Raw genomic sequence first — 15,914 nt, 5'->3', positions numbered from 1 at the left:
TTACTGGATTTTTAGAAACCCAATAAATAGCGGTATATATAGCTCATGGTAAAAAACATTTATCGGTTTAAATTGACCTTTTTCCGATATTTATCGGTATTCTTGCATTACTTCAAATATCGAAACATCCCCGTATAACCCTTACATGTATCCTGCCCCTAACCCTTTCAAGACACCTTATGCTCAATGCGCAGCTTGTCGGCGACCATGGCAATAAACTCTGAGTTAGTTGGCTTGGATTTGGAGATATTAATGGTATAGCCGAACAGGTGGGAGATGCTGTCGATATTGCCACGGGTCCAGGCGACTTCAATCGCATGGCGGATGGCGCGTTCTACGCGGGAAGGCGTGGTCTTGAATTTCTCGGCTATAGCCGGATACAGCGTCTTGGTGATGGCACCAAGGATCTCAATATTGTTATAGACCATGGTGATGGCTTCACGCAGGTACTGGTAGCCTTTGATATGCGCAGGGACGCCGATTTCATGAATGATTGAGGTAATATTCGCATCCAGGTTCTTGCCCTTGGACAGCGGAACCACATTACTGGAAGATCTGGAAGAAGAATAGCCGGACATGCTTCCGGAAGTGCTCATGCTGCCCTGCGTGCCGACCAGCTGGCGCACACGGTTCGCCAGAACCTCCATGTCAAACGGTTTCAGAATATAATAAGAGGCTCCAAGCTGAACGGCTCTCTGTGTAATGTTCTCCTGGCCAAAAGCGGTCAGCATAATGATCTTGGGCTGCGGGTTCAGATCCATATCACGCAGGCGTTCCAGCACGCCGAGGCCGTCCAGATGCGGCATAATGATATCAAGAATAAGGACATCGGGGATCTTACGTGCTCCGCTGAGCATCTGTAGTACCTCTTCCCCATTATAGGCAATGCCTGTTACGGTCATATCTTCTTGTTCAGTAATGTACTCGGCGAGCAAGTTCGTGAACTCCCTGTTATCATCGGCCAACAACACTTCAATATTCTGCACTGGCTGCTTCCTCCTTATATATCAGCTATTCAGAAAATATTATCATCTTCTCTCCCTATAACTTTCGACATCCGGTTTGAATATCCTTCTGTCGAAAATTATTTTTCTTTATTTTTTTTCGGTGTTGATTTATAATTAAATATTTTGTTTCAGGTTTCGAGGATAATCGCTGCCCTTCGACAAAAAAATCTTAAGGCTAAACCGCCTTAAGATTGTATTGAGGCTCCTGATCCTGTTGAACCACACCGGAGTCCCTGAGCATCCACTCAATGAAGCAGCCATACCCTGACTTGGGATCATTAACGAACACATGGGTCACTGCACCGATTAGTCGGCCGTTCTGGACAATCGGGCTGCCGCTCATTCCCTGGACAATCCCTCCGGTCTTATCAAGCAGACGCGGGTCAGTAATGCGCAGCACCATGCCCTTAGTAGCAGGGGTCTGCTGACGGGCGACATGGATGATCTCTACGTTGAAGCGTTCGACCTGTTGACCATCGACGACAGTAAGAATCTGAGCGGGACCTTCCTTCACTTCAGTGCTCATGGCCACCGGAATCGGCTCCTGATACAGGCTGTGCTCAGGATTACGGGTCATTTTACCGAATATTCCGAAATCCGTGTTGCTCTCCACATTACCGAGAACCTGGCTTTCTTTCAGAAAATGGGCCCGTTTCTCCCCAGGATCGCCATCCTGGCTCTTGGAGATTGAAGTGACGCTGGACTGCACGATATGGCCGCTGCCGACCACAATCGGCGTACCTGTGTTCATGTCAGTAATGACATGCCCAAGGGCCCCGTACACACCCTGCTTCGGGGCGTAGAAAGTGAGGGTCCCTACACCTGCTGCGGAATCACGGATGTAGAGCCCTAGCCGCCACACCTTGTCTGTGCGGTCATACGCGGGCTTCAGCTGAGCTGTATGCTCTTTACCGCCGCGTTTGTAGACGATGCTTAAGGAATCATTGCTCCGGCCTGCTTGCTCGACCAGCCTTGCTACCTTCGATACCTCGTCCAGCTTCGCCCCGTTGATGGAGATCATCAGATCGCCGGGCAGGATGCCGCTGTTCTCGCCGGGTGAAATCTTGGACTGCTCCGATACTTCTACCAGATGATGACCAACAACCAGCACGCCTGCCGACTTCACCTTCACGCCAATGGTCTGACCCCCGGGGATGACCTTAAGCTCATTCTCGGTTCCCTGTACCGCCCTAAGCGGCTGATGTTCAAGCGGTGCTGCGTGGATCTGTGAGGGTCCCGTTATGCCTGATAAACTGAGAAAGAAGGCAAATAAAAGGCCGGGCATTAACTTCCTGAGGTTAGGCTTCAATGGCTGTCACGCTCCCTTTTGCTTCTTTCGCTTGACGAAAAAGGTGGTCGCCAATTGCGTACCTATAAGATAACCTTGCCCCCAGGCTTTTATTACTGTCAATCATTGTCCCGCTTAGCTTGCAGCTGCCTTGCTGGCCTCGGCCAGACCCAGCATCTCCTGTGCGTGATGCAATGTTTTTTCGGTAATTTCCACACCGCCCAGCATCCGGGCCAGCTCCATTATGCGACCTTCGGCTGAGAGGGAGTCCACTTCAGTCATCGTGCGTCCGTCTTCGACTTTTTTGGCAATCAGGTATTGATGATCCGCCATACAGGCCACCTGCGGCAGGTGGGTAATGGAGAACACCTGGCAGGTGGAGGACAGCTTATACAGCTTGTCCGCGATGGACTGGGCCGCCCGTCCGCTGACCCCGGTATCCACCTCATCGAAGATAAGGACAGGAATCGCATCATGCCGCGCAAAAATACTCTTCATCGCCAGCATGATCCGCGACAGCTCTCCGCCGGAGGCAATCTTGCCCAGCGGACGCAGCGGCTCGCCGGGATTCGGCGAGATCATGAATTCAGCACTGTCGATCCCCTGCCGGGTCAGACGGTACCGCCGTCCCTGATACTCCATACCGCGTGGATCTTCGAGCGTCTCCATCTTCACCTGGAGGGAGGTCCGCTCCATCTGCAGATCCTTCAGCTCCCCTTCGACCTGTGAAGCGAGATCCGTCGCACACTGCCGCCGCGCTCCGCTCAGCGCTTCGGCTGACTCCATTAAGATATGAAGCAGGCCATCGCGTTTGGCCGTTAATTTCTCAATATATTCGTCCTTATTCTCCAGAAGATCCGTCTCCCGCTCAATCTGCTGATAATACTCCAGAATCTGCTCCACGCTATCCCCGTATTTGCGCTGCAGTCCGGTAATCAGATCCAGCCGGTTCTCAATATCCTCCAGCCGTGCCGGATTGAATTCGATCTCTTCACGGTAGTCGCGCAGCTGAAACGCCGCATCCTCCAGCTGGTAATAAGCCGACTGCAATTGCTCGAAGACTGCCCGCAGACCCTTCTCGTCATACCGCACCGCATCTTCAAGCCTGGAGATTACATTGCCAATGGACTCCAGCCCTTGCCTGTCATACAGCAGCTCGTATGCGCCGGATACTGAATCCATCATTTTCTCACTGTGGGATAGTTTTACCCGTTCTTCGGCAAGTAATTCATCTTCTCCCGGTTTTAGTCCCGCAGCAGAAATTTCCTCCAGCTGAAAACGGTACAAATCCAGCATCTGATACGCCTTTTGGCTGGATTCCTGAAGTTCCCGGAGTTCTTTTTCCACTTTGGCGAAGGCTGTATATTTCTCGTGATAATCCGCTTTGAGCGGTCCGATCACCGCTTCCCCATAGGTATCCAGCAACCCTAAGTGACGTTCAGCCTTCAACAGGTTCTGATGCTCATGCTGTCCATGAATATTGACCAGCTGCTCCCCGATTTCGCGCAGCATGCTCAGATTGACCATCTGACCGTTCACGCGCGAAGTACTCTTCCCCTGGGAGGTAATCTCCCGGCGGATCACCAGATGCTCCTCACGCTCTGCTCCGATGCCCAGCCGCTCCAGCGTATCCCAGACCGGATGACTTGCCGGCAGACTGAAAAGCGCTTCCATTTCGGCTTTCTCACACCCATACCGGATGGAGTCAGCGGAACCGCGTCCCCCGGCAATGAGTGCGAGCGCATCGATGATAATTGATTTTCCGGCACCGGTCTCCCCTGTAAGGACATGGAACCCCGGATAAAAATGCACATCCACCGCCTCAACCACGGCCAGATTGCGTATAGACAATGTCTCTAACACGAATACAGCACCTCCGACATGATGATTGCCTGTCTGCCCGCAGGCAGAACTACGATATATAGCCCATAATTTGTGAAATGACGTCCTTGCTGTCCTCCGGCTGGCGGCAGATAATCAGGATGGTGTCGTCTCCGGAGATCGTACCCATAATTTGCGGCCAGTCGATATTGTCGATCAGCGCAGCCACGGAATTGGCCGTTCCCGGCAGACATTTCATCACCACAAGATTCGCGGAATAGTCGATTTGTACAAAGTTGTCCACCAGCACCCGCTTCAGCTTCTGGGTCGGGTTGTAACGCTGGTCGGTAGGCAGGGAATACTTGTAACGCCCGTCATCCATCGGTACCTTAATCAGCAACAGTTCCTTAATATCGCGGGATACGGTAGCCTGGGTGACTTGAAAACCCGCTTCACGCAGCGCCTCCACCAGATCATCCTGGGTTTCGATTTCCTTTTGCGAGATAATTTCTCTAATCTTGATATGCCTGTGTCCCTTCATTGTTGCCTCCCGTATTTATATAGTGCTTAACTGGATTCTCCGTCGTCCTTGCCGAAATTAATTACATGAATGTTGGAATTTACCGTATCCACATAGAGTACTCCGCTGCAATCCGGGTAGATCAGCAGATAGGGGAGGATGTAGTCCCGGAGTCCGCTGCCGGTGAATTCAAGCTCTTTGCGGGGTCGGGACAGGATGACCAGATAGTAATGCTCCTCATTCCTGCTGGCAACGTAATCAATGAACAGCCTGCTGTACATCGGTGCCCCATTCACCTGAAAAGACAGCGGAATCTTCAGCTTGCCGCCGATGACCTCATACCCTGCATCCTCCAGCAGAGCGATGGACGGATGGGACTGGATGACCTTGTTGATCGGTACACGGTCCTTCATGAAGGAACCCGGGGACCCCTGCAGCCAGATATAGATTCTATAAAGGATAAAGATTGCCGCCGCCAGTCCTATAAGTGCCACTACAGCCTTGTCCGAGCTCGCCACTACCATCACCTCGGTCAATCTATTCGCTTGCGGTCGGCTGAAATCCTGCTTTCCGGCTGACAATCTGCCGCTAATTTCCGGTTCGGGGCGACCTATGAATTCTTATATTGGCAGCAAAAGAAACTCATCGCTTCGATGAGTTTCCATGGCCCGCAGCGCTGAAGGTTGCATTCGCTTCCTTAATGACGGAGTCGGCAAGCGCGGCGAAATTATTCGGCTGTGCTTCAGCCGTAGAAGTCTGCTGCGCTGAAGGCTGTTCCTCAGCCTCAGCAGTCAGCAGCTTCCAGTGTGCCAGAAATTCGATATTACCTTCCCCGCCGGTAATGGGGGAATACGTCAGTCCTGCAAGCGTGTAGCCCAGTTCAGCTGCCATGGACAGTACGTTCACCAGCACCTCCCGGTGCACAGCCGGTTCGCGTACGACTCCAGACTTGCCCACCTTCTCGCGCCCGGCTTCAAACTGCGGCTTAATCAGCGCAGCGATATCAGCAGGACGGCTGAGCAGCGCCATAAGCGGCGGCAGGATGATTTTGAGTGAAATGAAGGAGACATCGATACTCGCAAAGTCTGGTACCGGTCCTTTCAAATCAGGCGGGGTCATGTAACGGAAGTTGGTCTGCTCCATTACGGTTACCCGGTCATCATTACGCAGGCTCCAGTCGAGCTGGTTATGTCCCACATCGATAGCGTACACATGGGCCGCGCCGTTCTGAAGTGCACAATCGGTGAAGCCTCCTGTAGAGGAGCCAATATCCAGCATGTTGCGGCCGGTCAGCTCGATGCCGAACTGCCGCAAGGCCTTCTCCAGCTTCAAGCCGCCGCGGCTGACATAGGGGTGCAGTGCTCCCTTGACTCTGAGGACAGAGCTGCGCAGCACCTTCATCCCCGGCTTTTCAATCCGTTCTTCGTTCGCAAGCACCAGGCCCGCCATAATGGCAGCCTTAGCCTTCTCCCGGCTGTCGTAGAAGCCTTGCTCCACCAACAGCACATCAATTCTTTCCTTAGGGTGTTCCATGTTCATCTCCCGATCACTTCGGTCCGCCCTCCGTCCCCGCCCTTACGAGGTGGAGGTTGACTTATAGGTATAAGTGCTGAGCCCCTTCATTGACTTAATACGTGTGCATACGGCTTCAACAGTAAGCCCGGTCTCCTGCCGCTGCTCCTTGATGGACCCATGCTCGACGAAAATATCCGGCACTCCCATCAGGTGAACATGCGCATCATATATCTCATGCTCTGCAAAAAATTCAAGCACCGCACTGCCAAGGCCGCCGGCCTGGCTCGCTTCTTCCAGCACCACCATACCCGTTCCGGCATGTGCCAGATCAAGCAGCATGGTGTTATCCAGCGGCTTCAGGAAGCGCGCATTGACTACACCGATCTGAATACCTTCACGCTTCAGCACTTCCGCCGCCTCTTCGGCCACCTGAACCATCGGGCCGCAGGCAAGCACGGCATAATCCTCTCCGGGACGCAGACGTTCCCAGGTGCCGATAGGCAGACTGTGCAGCTCAGCATCCAGAGCCACACCTGTGCCGTTAATCCGCGGATAACGGTAAGCAATCGGTCCTTCATTATAATCCAGCGCCGTCTTCATCATGTGGCGCAGCTCATTCTCATCTTTCGGCATCATAAGCACCATGTTCGGGATATGACGCATAAACGCGATATCGTACACGCCCTGATGGGTCTCCCCGTCTGCGCCGACAAAGCCCGCACGGTCGATGGCGAACATAACGTTGGCATTATGGCGGCAAATGTCATGAACGATCTGATCATAGGCGCGCTGCATGAAGGTGGAATAGACGGCAAATACCGGCTTCATGCCTTCCATAGCCAAGGCCGCACATAAGGTGGCGGCATGCTGCTCCGCGATCCCGACGTCAATCATCCGGTCCGGGAATTCCTTGGCGAACGGGAAAAGTCCCGAGCCGCCCGGCATCGCCGGTGTTACGGCAACCAGCCGCTTGTCCTGATGCCCCAGCTCAATTAACGTCTGTCCGAAGACTTCCGTATACATCGGATTGCCGACCGCTTGAAGCACCTGGCCGGATTCGATTTTGTAAGGGGAAATGCCGTGCCATTTATAGGAATCGACTTCCGCCGGTTTGTAGCCCTTGCCTTTGGTGGTAAGAACATGCACCAGAACAGGCCCGGAAACATTATCTGCCTGATGGAAGGTGTCAATCATCTTCTCCAGATCATGACCGTCCACGGGTCCCAGATAGGTAAATCCGAGTTCTTCGAACAGAACACCGGGCACCAGCATGTTCTTCAGACCGTCTTTCACATTCTGCGCAGTCTTCGCCAGACGACCGCCGATGGCCGGGATTTTCTTAAGCAGGCCTTCAACCTCGTCCTTGGCCCGCAGATAATGACGGTCCGAACGGATCTTGCTCAGATAGTTATGCATCGCCCCTACATTCGGTGCAATGGACATTTCATTGTCGTTCAGGATCACCATGAGCTTGCGGCGCTCATGTCCAATGTGGTTCAGCGCTTCAAAGGCCATTCCGCCGGTAAGGGCGCCATCGCCGATCACGGCAATTACCTTATTGTCTTCACCCTTGAGGTCACGGGCCATCGCCATGCCCATTGCCGCCGACAGAGAAGTGCTGCTGTGTCCGGCTTCCCAGACATCATGCTCACTCTCCGTACGTTTGACGAAGCCGCAGAGTCCCCCCTGCTTGCGCAGCGAGTCGAACCGGTCCTGACGGCCGGTCAATATCTTGTGGACATACGCCTGATGCCCTACATCATAGATCATCTTATCCCGGGGACTGTCATAACAGTAATGCAGGGCCAGCGTGAGCTCCACGACTCCCAGATTGGATGCGAGATGTCCCCCTGTTACTGACAGCTTCTCGATCAGAAACTGGCGGATTTCCTCCGCAAGGGCAGCCAGTTCCCCGACTGATAAAGATTTTAGCTCCTGAGGATCATTTATTTGTGGAAGCAGCACGAGTATTCCCCGCTTTCCTAGATGTTGTTAAAATATAAACCCCATTATAACACAAACGAAACGGCTGCCGAAACACAGCCGTTTGCCAAAACTTCATTTAGTGGTCGCGTGACATCAAATAATCTGCAATTTCCAGCAGCCGGGACGGGTCGTTGAACCCGCCTTCCAGGATCGCATTGCGTGCTGCTGCGGTCAATTGCTTGACCTCTTCGCGCGAAGCCGTAAGGCCGATGAAGTACGGATAGGTTACTTTTTGCTGCTTGATATCACTGCCGGTTTTTTTGCCCAGCTTGCTCTCATCGCCGACCAAATCCAGAATATCATCCTGAATCTGGAAGGCCAGGCCAATCTGTGTGCCGAACCGGCGCAGGGCTTCCAGCTGCTGCTCATCCGCACCGGCGATTCTGCCGCCCGCAAGCAAGGAGAAGATCATCAGATCGCCGGTCTTGTGCAGATGAATGTACTGAAGCTGCTGCAGATCGGTCATTCCCTGCTCTCCTTCCATATCGGCTACCTGACCGCCGACCATACCGCGCGGGCCGGCCATCTCGGCCAGATCCTCCACGATGGACAACACACGCTCTGCAGGAACTCCATGCTTACGGGAGGCTTGTACCACACTGTAGAACGCATGGGTCAGCAGGGAATCCCCGGCCAAAATGGCCATGGCTTCCCCGAAGACCTTATGGTTCGTCAGCTTGCCGCGCCGGTAATCATCATTATCCATCGCCGGAAGATCGTCATGAATCAGGGAATAGGTGTGCACCATTTCAATCGCTGCTGCTACAGGCAGCGCAGCTTCACGGCTGCCGCCCAGCGCTTCGCAGGCAGCGGTGACCAGCAGCGGCCGCAGGCGCTTACCACCAGCTTGCAGTGAGTATTCCATCGACTCTCTTAGGACCCGGGGGACGTCCCACTGCTCCGGTACAACCCCGCTGAGAGCAGCGGCAACCCAGCGGCTAACGTCTGCTATATATTCCTCCAGCGGTTGGCGGCCCTGCGCCGCTGCCGAACTGCCCGATGGCTCAAGCTCAGAATGACTCATCGCTATCGCCTTCCAGCCGGTTGCCGAATGGCTTCTTGCGAAGTTCGCCATCCTCTACAGTGATCATTTCAATCTTGCGTTCCACTTGCTCCAGCTTACTGCCGCATAGCTGCGAGAGCTTCATCCCCTGCTGGAATAAATCAATCGCCTTCTCCAGGGGAACGTCACCGTGTTCAAGCTCACGCACGATACCCTCCAGGCGCTCCATGGCTCCTTCAAAATCCAGTTCAGCTTCCTTCGCCATTCGCTTTGCCATCCTCCTTCATTCCCCATACGTGGCAGTTTAGTTGTCCGTCATTAAGCTTTATGTTGACCACATCGCCAAGCTCTACTTCCTTCAGCGATTTGATTAAATGCTGCTCCTTCTCGTCATACACAAGGCTGTAGCCCCGTGACATGACCTTAAGCGGGCTAAGCGCATCCAGATGGCGCAGCTCTGCCCCGAACCGCGCGCGCTTATCTGCAAGGCGCGCCTGCATGGCCGCCGTCAGCTCACGGGTTAGGCCATCCGTGCGCCGGCGGGCAGCGCTGACGCTGCTAAGCGGATGGAAGCGCTGCAGGCTCTGGTGCAGCAGCGCGCTGCGCCCCTGTGCGCGGCTGTGCCTGGCCTCTGCTGCGCGGAGCAGGGCCGCGCGCAGCATATCCAGCCGCTGCGCGTGCTGGGCCAGCTGCCGGCGGGGGCCGGCCAGCGCCAGCGAGCGCTGCAGTGCAGCGAGGCGTTCGCCGCCGCGCTGCGAGCGGCGCAGCAGCCCTTGGCGCAGCCGCTGCCGGGCCATGCGCAGCTGCCCGGCCAGCTCGGCTGCGCTCGGCACAGCGAGCTCCGCCGCTGCCGTAGGGGTGGCCGCCCGGAGATCGGCGGCGAAATCGGCGATCGTGAAGTCGGTCTCGTGACCCACGGCCGAAATGACCGGAATCCTCGAAGCCGCTATCGCCCGGGCGACGGCTTCTTCATTGAAGGCCCACAACTCCTCCAGGGAGCCGCCGCCGCGCCCGACAATCAGCACATCGGCCTCTCCCATCGCATTCAGGTTCTGGATGGCCTGTACAATGGACGGCCCAGCCCCCTTACCCTGCACTAGCACAGGGTAGAGTACAATCGCAACCTGCGGGTAGCGGCGCTGCAGGGTGATGATGATGTCCCTCACAGCCGCTCCTGTCGGGGAGGTCACAACCCCGATACAGCGCGGGTATTGCGGCAGCGGACGCTTACGCTCCGCTGCGAACAGGCCTTCCTTCTCAAGCTTGCTCTTCAACTGCTCGTAAGCCAGATACAGGCTGCCGATTCCGTCAGGCTGCATATGTGTCGCATAGAACTGGTATTGCCCGTCCCGTTCATATACGGTCACATTTCCTCTGGCAATTACCTTCGTGCCTTCCTTCGGCACGAACGGCAGCCGCGAGTTATGCGAAGCGAACATGATGGCTTTGATCCGGCTGCTCTCATCCTTCAGCGTGAAGTACATATGCCCGCTTCCGTGATGGGTGAAATTCGAGATTTCACCGCGAATCCATACATCGGACAGCAGCGCATCCGAATCCAGCTTCATGCGGATATATTTGTTAAGCTCCTTGATGGAGTAGATCTGCCGCTCTGCCGCCATAAGTCCGGCCTACTTCAGGCCGCGGCGGCGTTTGGCCGCGATCAGCGTATTGCTCATCAGCATTGTAATCGTCATCGGTCCCACTCCGCCCGGCACCGGCGTAATGAATCCGGCTGCTTGCCGGGCACTCTCATAATCGACATCCCCGGCAAGCTTGCCGGTATCCAGACGGTTCATGCCGACATCAATTACAATCGCACCCGGCTTCACGTACGAAGCATCGATGAAGTTGGCCCGGCCAATCGCTACCACCAGGATATCAGCCTGACGGCTAAGCTCAGCCATATTCGCTGTGCGCGAGTGGCACATGGTTACCGTAGCATTCTCACGCTGTAACAGCAGGGATACAGGCTTGCCGACAATATTACTGCGGCCGATCACAACAGCATGCTTACCGGAGATGTCCGTACCGGTCCGCTTAATCAGTTCAATGACCCCGGCAGGCGTGCAGGGAAGCAGACTGTCGTCCCCGATAACGAGGTTCCCTACATTGACCGGGTGGAAGCCATCCACATCCTTCTCTACCGAGATGGCGTCAATCACAGCCTTCTCTTCAATATGCTTCGGAAGCGGCAGCTGAACGAGGATGCCGTCAATATCGCTGCGGCCGTTCAGGTCCGCCACCAGTGCCAGCAGCTCCTGCTGAGTGGTAGCGACATCCAGCCGGTGCACCTCGGAATGGAAGCCAAGCTCTATACAGGACTTCTCCTTGTTGCGCACATAGACCTGGGAAGCCGGATCTTCACCGACCAGAACAACAGCCAGACCCGGCTTCACGCCGCGCTCTGCTAAGTCTGCAACCTCCCGGGCAATTCCGATCCGAATGTCGTCCGATACCTGTTTACCGCTGATAATCGCTGCTGTCATGTAAGTCTCTCCCCTATTGTCTATTGAAGGCTTATTAGCCTGTTACTGCCGCCTGCTGCTGAATCTGAATCGAATCTGAATCGAATCTAAATGGAATCTGAAGCTGAACTACAGCTCTGCTCTAAGCGTGTCCACATCCTGAATCATTTTGCCGAGGACACCGTTCACGAATTTACCGGAATCTTCTGTGCCGAAATGCTTGGCCAGATCAATCGCCTCATTGACAGATACCTTGGCCGGCACATCGCTGGCGAAGATCATCTCGAAGGTAGCCAGACGCAGAATCTGACGGTCCACGCGTGACAGGCGGCTCATCTGCCAGCCCTTAAGATAATGCTCCAGCATATCGTCAATCGCCATTTTGTGCTCCCACACGCCGTTGACATGGGTAACTACATAAGCCTTAAGTTCAATCTCATCTGTTATGACGCGCTCGGTTTCGTTCTCATCCGCCGCTTCTTCAATCAGCATCTCAACCGCTTCAGTTACCTCAACATCGTTCATTTCCATCTGATACAGGCTTTGTACAATAATTTCTCTCGCTAAACGTCTCTTCATGTGTTCCTCCTACGAACTAACTTTCATTCTTGTTTTGATCTTACAAATTTCATCTAAACCTAATTGGAGTATTCTATCTTTGCCGCAAAAAAAACCGCGCAGCCTTTCTTCCGCAGGTCAGCAACTCAAAGTAACGGGTTCCAGGCTTCCGGGAGAAAGACTATCGCGGTTCACTTGAAGGGACGCCAGCGTCCGGACAGCCGCTCTGCGATCTCCTGCCATTGAAACAGGGGACCCTGCGCGGTATCCTTTCGTTTGCCGAACGTATATCCGATGAACACTACCAGTGCAAAGAACAGCATATCCCAAAAACCGCTAATCAGATAAATCAATCCGAGAAAGACACCGAAGGCAACTCCGGTAATTCTACCCCCGTGACTTTCCCATACTTCTCTCCAGGACATCAGGGAAACTCACCTCTATTCCACTCGACTTTTGAAGCTTGGTGCCTGTGTGAGGTTAGCAATGTATACAGACACATCTGCAACCGGAATGCCGGTTGTCTCCTGCACGAAATCATGCACCTGGCGCTGTACTTCTGTGGTAAGCAGCGGCAATGAATGTTCGCCGTCGACCACCGCCCGGATCATAATCTCAAGACCCGCCTGTGAGACACGGATGCGCGATTTCAGGTCGCGTATGCCCTTCACTTTGCCCGCAGCCTTCAGACTCAGGTTCTCAATGGTCTCCATCGAGATCTGAATATCCCCGTATTCTGTACGCTGATCCACAGACGGCAGGGATGCGCGGTCGCGGCGCAGGGAGATGTAGAAGAAGCGGATGCTCAGCAGGAACAGAATGACCGCTACCGAGATCGCAGCGATATAGACCGCCGGTCCGTCCGAAATCTCATACTTGTCCGGGATGACACCGCTTAAGAGGAGGATGGCAGTTACAGATAGTATTCCAATGCTTAAGCTGTACAGGAACAGCAGAAGCCTGTCCAGAATTTTGGCCACGAGTCTCACAACCTCCTTAAATTAAGGTAAACCCTCGACGCACTGTCGGGGGTTTATGGAAGAACTGAACCCTTACTTCACGCGGATAACCGCATCCGTGTCCTCGCTCTTGTCAATGCTTGTATTGCTTTTGAACTGCACATCATGGATATGCACGTTCACTTCCACAACGGTCAGACCGGTCATGGTTTCGATGGAACGCTTAACATTGCGCTGAATTTCAGCAGCCACTTCCGGAAGACGGTAGCCGTATTCGATAATTACGGACACATCCACCGCAGCCTCGCGCTGTCCAACCTCAACCTTAACCCCTTTGGACAGGTTCTTGCGTCCGAGAAGCTCCACGATTCCGCCGGCGAAACCGCCGCTCATTCCGGCCACACCTTTCACCTCAACGGTTGCCAAACCGGCGATAACCTCGATCACCTCTGGAGCGATCTGGATTTCACCGATTTCCGTACGTTCAAATTCTGTCGGCAATGTACTCATTTGGACTTCACACCTTTCCAGCAAAAAAGTTGTAGGGGCACTTCAAGCGGGCAGTACGCCTCTTATTAAACATACTATATCATTTGACGAACTTTATGACAAACCATGAGAAGCCGTCCTAAACTTCATACTCCTCAAGGAACTTGATATCGAAGTTCCCGTCCAAAAACACCGGATGCTCCAGCAGTCTCTGGTGGAATGAAATGGTGGTATGTATGCCCTCCACCGCAAATTCAGCCAGTGCACGCTTCATCTTGGCTATAGCCTCTTCCCGGGTCGGTGCCCAGACGATCAGCTTGGCAATCATGGAGTCATAAAAAGGTGAAATGGTATAGCCCGGATACGCCGCGCTGTCGACCCGCACCCCAAATCCGCCCGGTGGCAGATAGAAGCCGATTTTGCCCGGAGACGGCATGAAATTACGCTCAGGGTCCTCGGCATTGATGCGGCATTCAATCGACCAGCCGTTGATCACAATATCCTCCTGGGTGAAGGAGAGGGGATTACCTTCCGCTACTGAGATCATTTCCTTAATGAGATCGACGCCGGTGACCATCTCCGTTACCGGATGCTCCACCTGAATCCGTGTATTCATCTCCATGAAATAGAAATGTCCGTCAGGACCCAGCAGGAATTCCAGGGTACCTGCCCCCGAGTAATTAACCGCCAGTGCAGCCCGTACCGCCGCTTGGCCCATCGCATCGCGGACCTCCGGGGTAAGTACGGCGCAAGGCGCTTCTTCGATCAGCTTCTGGCGGCGGCGCTGCACAGAGCAGTCACGCTCGCCCAAGTGGACGACGTTGCCGTGATTATCGGCGATGATCTGAATCTCCACATGCTTCATGCCGGTCAGGAATTTCTCCAAATAGACTCCGGCGTTGCCGAAATTCTTCTGCGCTTCCTGCTGGGCAGCGGTAATCTGCTTCACCAGTGACTCTTCATCCTCGGCGATGCGGATGCCCTTGCCTCCGCCGCCTGCCGTAGCTTTGACGATAAGCGGGTACCCGATATCACGGCCGAGCATCACGGCTTCCTCTAAGTCACCGACAATCCCGTCCGAGCCCGGTATAATCGGAACTCCGGCCAGCTTCATCGTTTCTTTGGCAACAGCCTTGTCGCCCATCCGGGTAATCGCATCCGGAGACGGGCCGATGAAGGTAATGTTACAGGATTCACAGATCTCGGCGAAATCCGCGTTCTCGGCCAGGAAGCCATAGCCGGGGTGAATAGCATCGCATTCCGTCAGCGTGGCAACGCTCATAATATTAGTAAAGTTCAGATAGCTGTCCTTGGCGGGCATCGGTCCGATACAGTACGCCTCATCCGCAAGACGTACATGCAGGGAATCGCGGTCCGGCTCCGAATAGACAGCCACGGTGGCAATACCCAGCTCGCGGCAGGCCCGGATAATGCGGACCGCAATCTCGCCGCGGTTGGCAATCAACACTTTTTGAATGTTCATGCGTTTCCTCCCAAAGTTTAGCGAAGCTTGCAAGCTCCTCTTCATTCTCGCGGCAATTATTCCGCTCTCACCAGAAACAGCGGCTGACCGTATTCCACCAGTTGGCCGTTCTCAACCAGGACAGAGACAATCTCGCCCTTCACTTCGGCTTCCAGCTCATTCATCAGCTTCATCGCTTCAATGATGCAGACCGTAGATTTCTCATTCACCCGGTCTCCGACATTAACAAAGGAAGGCGTCTCCGGTGAAGCGGCACTATAGAAGGTCCCAACCATCGGCGAGACGATTTTATGTAATGCGCCTTCAGCGGAGGTTGCGGGCTGCTGCGCCGCAGCAGGAACTTCACTAACAGCCTGAGGGGCAATAATCTGCGGACTTTGCGGCTGCGGGGCTGGCGTAAAGGGGTAGGTATAAGGAGCCGCCTGAATTACTGTTCCTTCAGCTTCAGAGCGATCCGGTTTACGGATAGCCAGCTTCATACCTTCGCTTTCAATCTCCAGCTCGTGCACGGAGGAAGTCTGGTCCAGCAATTGAATCAATTCCTTAATCTCGCTTAACTTGAACATTGGGTAGTTCACTCCTTCAGCTTTCTCTCGAAGCCATTTTGGGACGCTGGCTGAGCAGGGTACGATATCCGTTCTGACAAGCATACCCGTAACGCGGGTCTGCTCTGTAATTCTCTTGAATCGCTACCTTGTGTAACCGCTGCCTGCGTAATCTTCTTTTTCTATGCATCGATAACTTTATGTATTATATCACAAACGCTAGAAATGGAAAGAGCCTGGGACGCGCCCGGGCTCTTTCGGCATTTTATTCT

General features: G+C 54.1%; 17 protein-coding genes. All 17 read right to left on the bottom strand.

The window, feature by feature from the left end:
• Positions 1-167 precede the first annotated feature (167 nt).
• Positions 168-986, bottom strand: a complete 819-nt coding sequence (gene spo0A, locus MKX42_RS12295) for a sporulation transcription factor Spo0A (RefSeq protein WP_036731960.1) — start codon at positions 984-986, stop codon at positions 168-170.
• Between the two features lie 196 nt (positions 987-1,182).
• Positions 1,183-2,292 carry a SpoIVB peptidase gene (gene spoIVB, locus MKX42_RS12290; protein WP_445669373.1) on the bottom strand — a complete coding sequence of 370 codons (1,110 nt, stop codon included), beginning with the start codon at positions 2,290-2,292 and terminating at the stop codon, positions 1,183-1,185.
• A gap of 138 nt (positions 2,293-2,430) precedes the next feature.
• Positions 2,431-4,158 carry a DNA repair protein RecN gene (gene recN / locus MKX42_RS12285; RefSeq protein WP_340752741.1) on the bottom strand — a complete coding sequence of 576 codons (1,728 nt, stop codon included), beginning with the start codon at positions 4,156-4,158 and terminating at the stop codon, positions 2,431-2,433.
• Between the two features lie 49 nt (positions 4,159-4,207).
• On the bottom strand, positions 4,208-4,657 hold the full coding sequence (gene ahrC / locus MKX42_RS12280; protein ID WP_340752740.1) for a transcriptional regulator AhrC/ArgR: 450 nt from the start codon (positions 4,655-4,657) through the stop codon (positions 4,208-4,210).
• A gap of 26 nt (positions 4,658-4,683) precedes the next feature.
• Positions 4,684-5,217, bottom strand: coding sequence for a hypothetical protein (locus MKX42_RS12275; protein WP_340752739.1), 534 nt, complete (start codon positions 5,215-5,217; stop codon positions 4,684-4,686).
• A gap of 61 nt (positions 5,218-5,278) precedes the next feature.
• The gene (locus tag MKX42_RS12270; RefSeq protein WP_340752738.1) at positions 5,279-6,169 is read right to left on the bottom strand and encodes a TlyA family RNA methyltransferase; all 891 of its coding nucleotides are present in this window, start codon (positions 6,167-6,169) and stop codon (positions 5,279-5,281) included.
• A 42-nt stretch (positions 6,170-6,211) separates the two neighbouring features.
• Entirely contained in the window at positions 6,212-8,116 is a 1,905-nt protein-coding gene (gene dxs / locus MKX42_RS12265; RefSeq protein ID WP_340752737.1) for a 1-deoxy-D-xylulose-5-phosphate synthase, read from the bottom strand.
• A 97-nt stretch (positions 8,117-8,213) separates the two neighbouring features.
• Positions 8,214-9,161, bottom strand: coding sequence for a polyprenyl synthetase family protein (locus MKX42_RS12260; RefSeq protein ID WP_340752736.1), 948 nt, complete (start codon positions 9,159-9,161; stop codon positions 8,214-8,216).
• Positions 9,148-9,405, bottom strand: coding sequence for an exodeoxyribonuclease VII small subunit (xseB, locus tag MKX42_RS12255; RefSeq protein WP_036731943.1), 258 nt, complete (start codon positions 9,403-9,405; stop codon positions 9,148-9,150). The genes MKX42_RS12260 and xseB overlap by 14 nt, the downstream gene beginning before the upstream one ends.
• Complete coding sequence (xseA, locus tag MKX42_RS12250; RefSeq protein WP_340752735.1) at positions 9,389-10,762, bottom strand: exodeoxyribonuclease VII large subunit; 1,374 nt, start codon at positions 10,760-10,762, stop codon at positions 9,389-9,391. The genes xseB and xseA overlap by 17 nt, the downstream gene beginning before the upstream one ends.
• A 9-nt stretch (positions 10,763-10,771) precedes the next feature.
• Positions 10,772-11,629 carry a bifunctional methylenetetrahydrofolate dehydrogenase/methenyltetrahydrofolate cyclohydrolase FolD gene (folD, locus tag MKX42_RS12245; protein ID WP_340752734.1) on the bottom strand — a complete coding sequence of 286 codons (858 nt, stop codon included), beginning with the start codon at positions 11,627-11,629 and terminating at the stop codon, positions 10,772-10,774.
• A 108-nt stretch (positions 11,630-11,737) separates the two neighbouring features.
• Positions 11,738-12,187 carry a transcription antitermination factor NusB gene (gene nusB, locus MKX42_RS12240; protein ID WP_076154413.1) on the bottom strand — a complete coding sequence of 150 codons (450 nt, stop codon included), beginning with the start codon at positions 12,185-12,187 and terminating at the stop codon, positions 11,738-11,740.
• Between the two features lie 170 nt (positions 12,188-12,357).
• Complete coding sequence (locus tag MKX42_RS12235) at positions 12,358-12,591, bottom strand: DUF2273 domain-containing protein (RefSeq protein ID WP_036698387.1); 234 nt, start codon at positions 12,589-12,591, stop codon at positions 12,358-12,360.
• A 15-nt stretch (positions 12,592-12,606) separates the two neighbouring features.
• Positions 12,607-13,146 (bottom strand): alkaline shock response membrane anchor protein AmaP, encoded by a 540-nt coding sequence (gene amaP, locus MKX42_RS12230; RefSeq protein ID WP_340752733.1) that lies wholly within the window; start codon positions 13,144-13,146, stop codon positions 12,607-12,609.
• A 72-nt stretch (positions 13,147-13,218) separates the two neighbouring features.
• Entirely contained in the window at positions 13,219-13,635 is a 417-nt protein-coding gene (locus MKX42_RS12225) for an Asp23/Gls24 family envelope stress response protein (protein ID WP_036698392.1), read from the bottom strand.
• A gap of 118 nt (positions 13,636-13,753) precedes the next feature.
• Complete coding sequence (gene accC, locus MKX42_RS12220; RefSeq protein WP_036731935.1) at positions 13,754-15,097, bottom strand: acetyl-CoA carboxylase biotin carboxylase subunit; 1,344 nt, start codon at positions 15,095-15,097, stop codon at positions 13,754-13,756.
• Positions 15,098-15,153: 56 nt separating this feature from the next.
• Positions 15,154-15,663 carry an acetyl-CoA carboxylase biotin carboxyl carrier protein gene (gene accB / locus MKX42_RS12215; protein WP_036698397.1) on the bottom strand — a complete coding sequence of 170 codons (510 nt, stop codon included), beginning with the start codon at positions 15,661-15,663 and terminating at the stop codon, positions 15,154-15,156.
• Positions 15,664-15,914: the final 251 nt, after the last annotated feature.

Origin of the sequence: Paenibacillus sp. FSL R7-0204, from assembly GCF_038002225.1 — a bacterium.
In the GTDB taxonomy this organism is placed as follows: Bacteria; Bacillota; Bacilli; order Paenibacillales; family Paenibacillaceae; genus Paenibacillus_AQ.
The sequence above is the reverse complement of the archived record's forward strand: the minus strand, read 5'-3'. Positions and strand labels throughout refer to the sequence as shown.

What these genes read in the sequence shown, in the direction of transcription:
- MKX42_RS12270 (WP_340752738.1), bottom strand. Translation starts at nt 6,169, where the DNA reads ATGGAACACCCTAAGGAAAGAATTGATGTGCTGTTGGTGGAGCAAGGC.
- nusB (WP_076154413.1), bottom strand. Translation starts at nt 12,187, where the DNA reads ATGAAGAGACGTTTAGCGAGAGAAATTATTGTACAAAGCCTGTATCAG.
- xseB (WP_036731943.1), bottom strand. Translation starts at nt 9,405, where the DNA reads ATGGCGAAGGAAGCTGAACTGGATTTTGAAGGAGCCATGGAGCGCCTG.
- spoIVB (WP_445669373.1), bottom strand. Translation starts at nt 2,292, where the DNA reads ATGCCCGGCCTTTTATTTGCCTTCTTTCTCAGTTTATCAGGCATAACG.
- MKX42_RS12235 (WP_036698387.1), bottom strand. Translation starts at nt 12,591, where the DNA reads ATGTCCTGGAGAGAAGTATGGGAAAGTCACGGGGGTAGAATTACCGGA.
- MKX42_RS12260 (WP_340752736.1), bottom strand. Translation starts at nt 9,161, where the DNA reads ATGAGTCATTCTGAGCTTGAGCCATCGGGCAGTTCGGCAGCGGCGCAG.
- MKX42_RS12225 (WP_036698392.1), bottom strand. Translation starts at nt 13,635, where the DNA reads ATGAGTACATTGCCGACAGAATTTGAACGTACGGAAATCGGTGAAATC.
- folD (WP_340752734.1), bottom strand. Translation starts at nt 11,629, where the DNA reads ATGACAGCAGCGATTATCAGCGGTAAACAGGTATCGGACGACATTCGG.
- accC (WP_036731935.1), bottom strand. Translation starts at nt 15,097, where the DNA reads ATGAACATTCAAAAAGTGTTGATTGCCAACCGCGGCGAGATTGCGGTC.
- xseA (WP_340752735.1), bottom strand. Translation starts at nt 10,762, where the DNA reads ATGGCGGCAGAGCGGCAGATCTACTCCATCAAGGAGCTTAACAAATAT.
- ahrC (WP_340752740.1), bottom strand. Translation starts at nt 4,657, where the DNA reads ATGAAGGGACACAGGCATATCAAGATTAGAGAAATTATCTCGCAAAAG.
- accB (WP_036698397.1), bottom strand. Translation starts at nt 15,663, where the DNA reads ATGTTCAAGTTAAGCGAGATTAAGGAATTGATTCAATTGCTGGACCAG.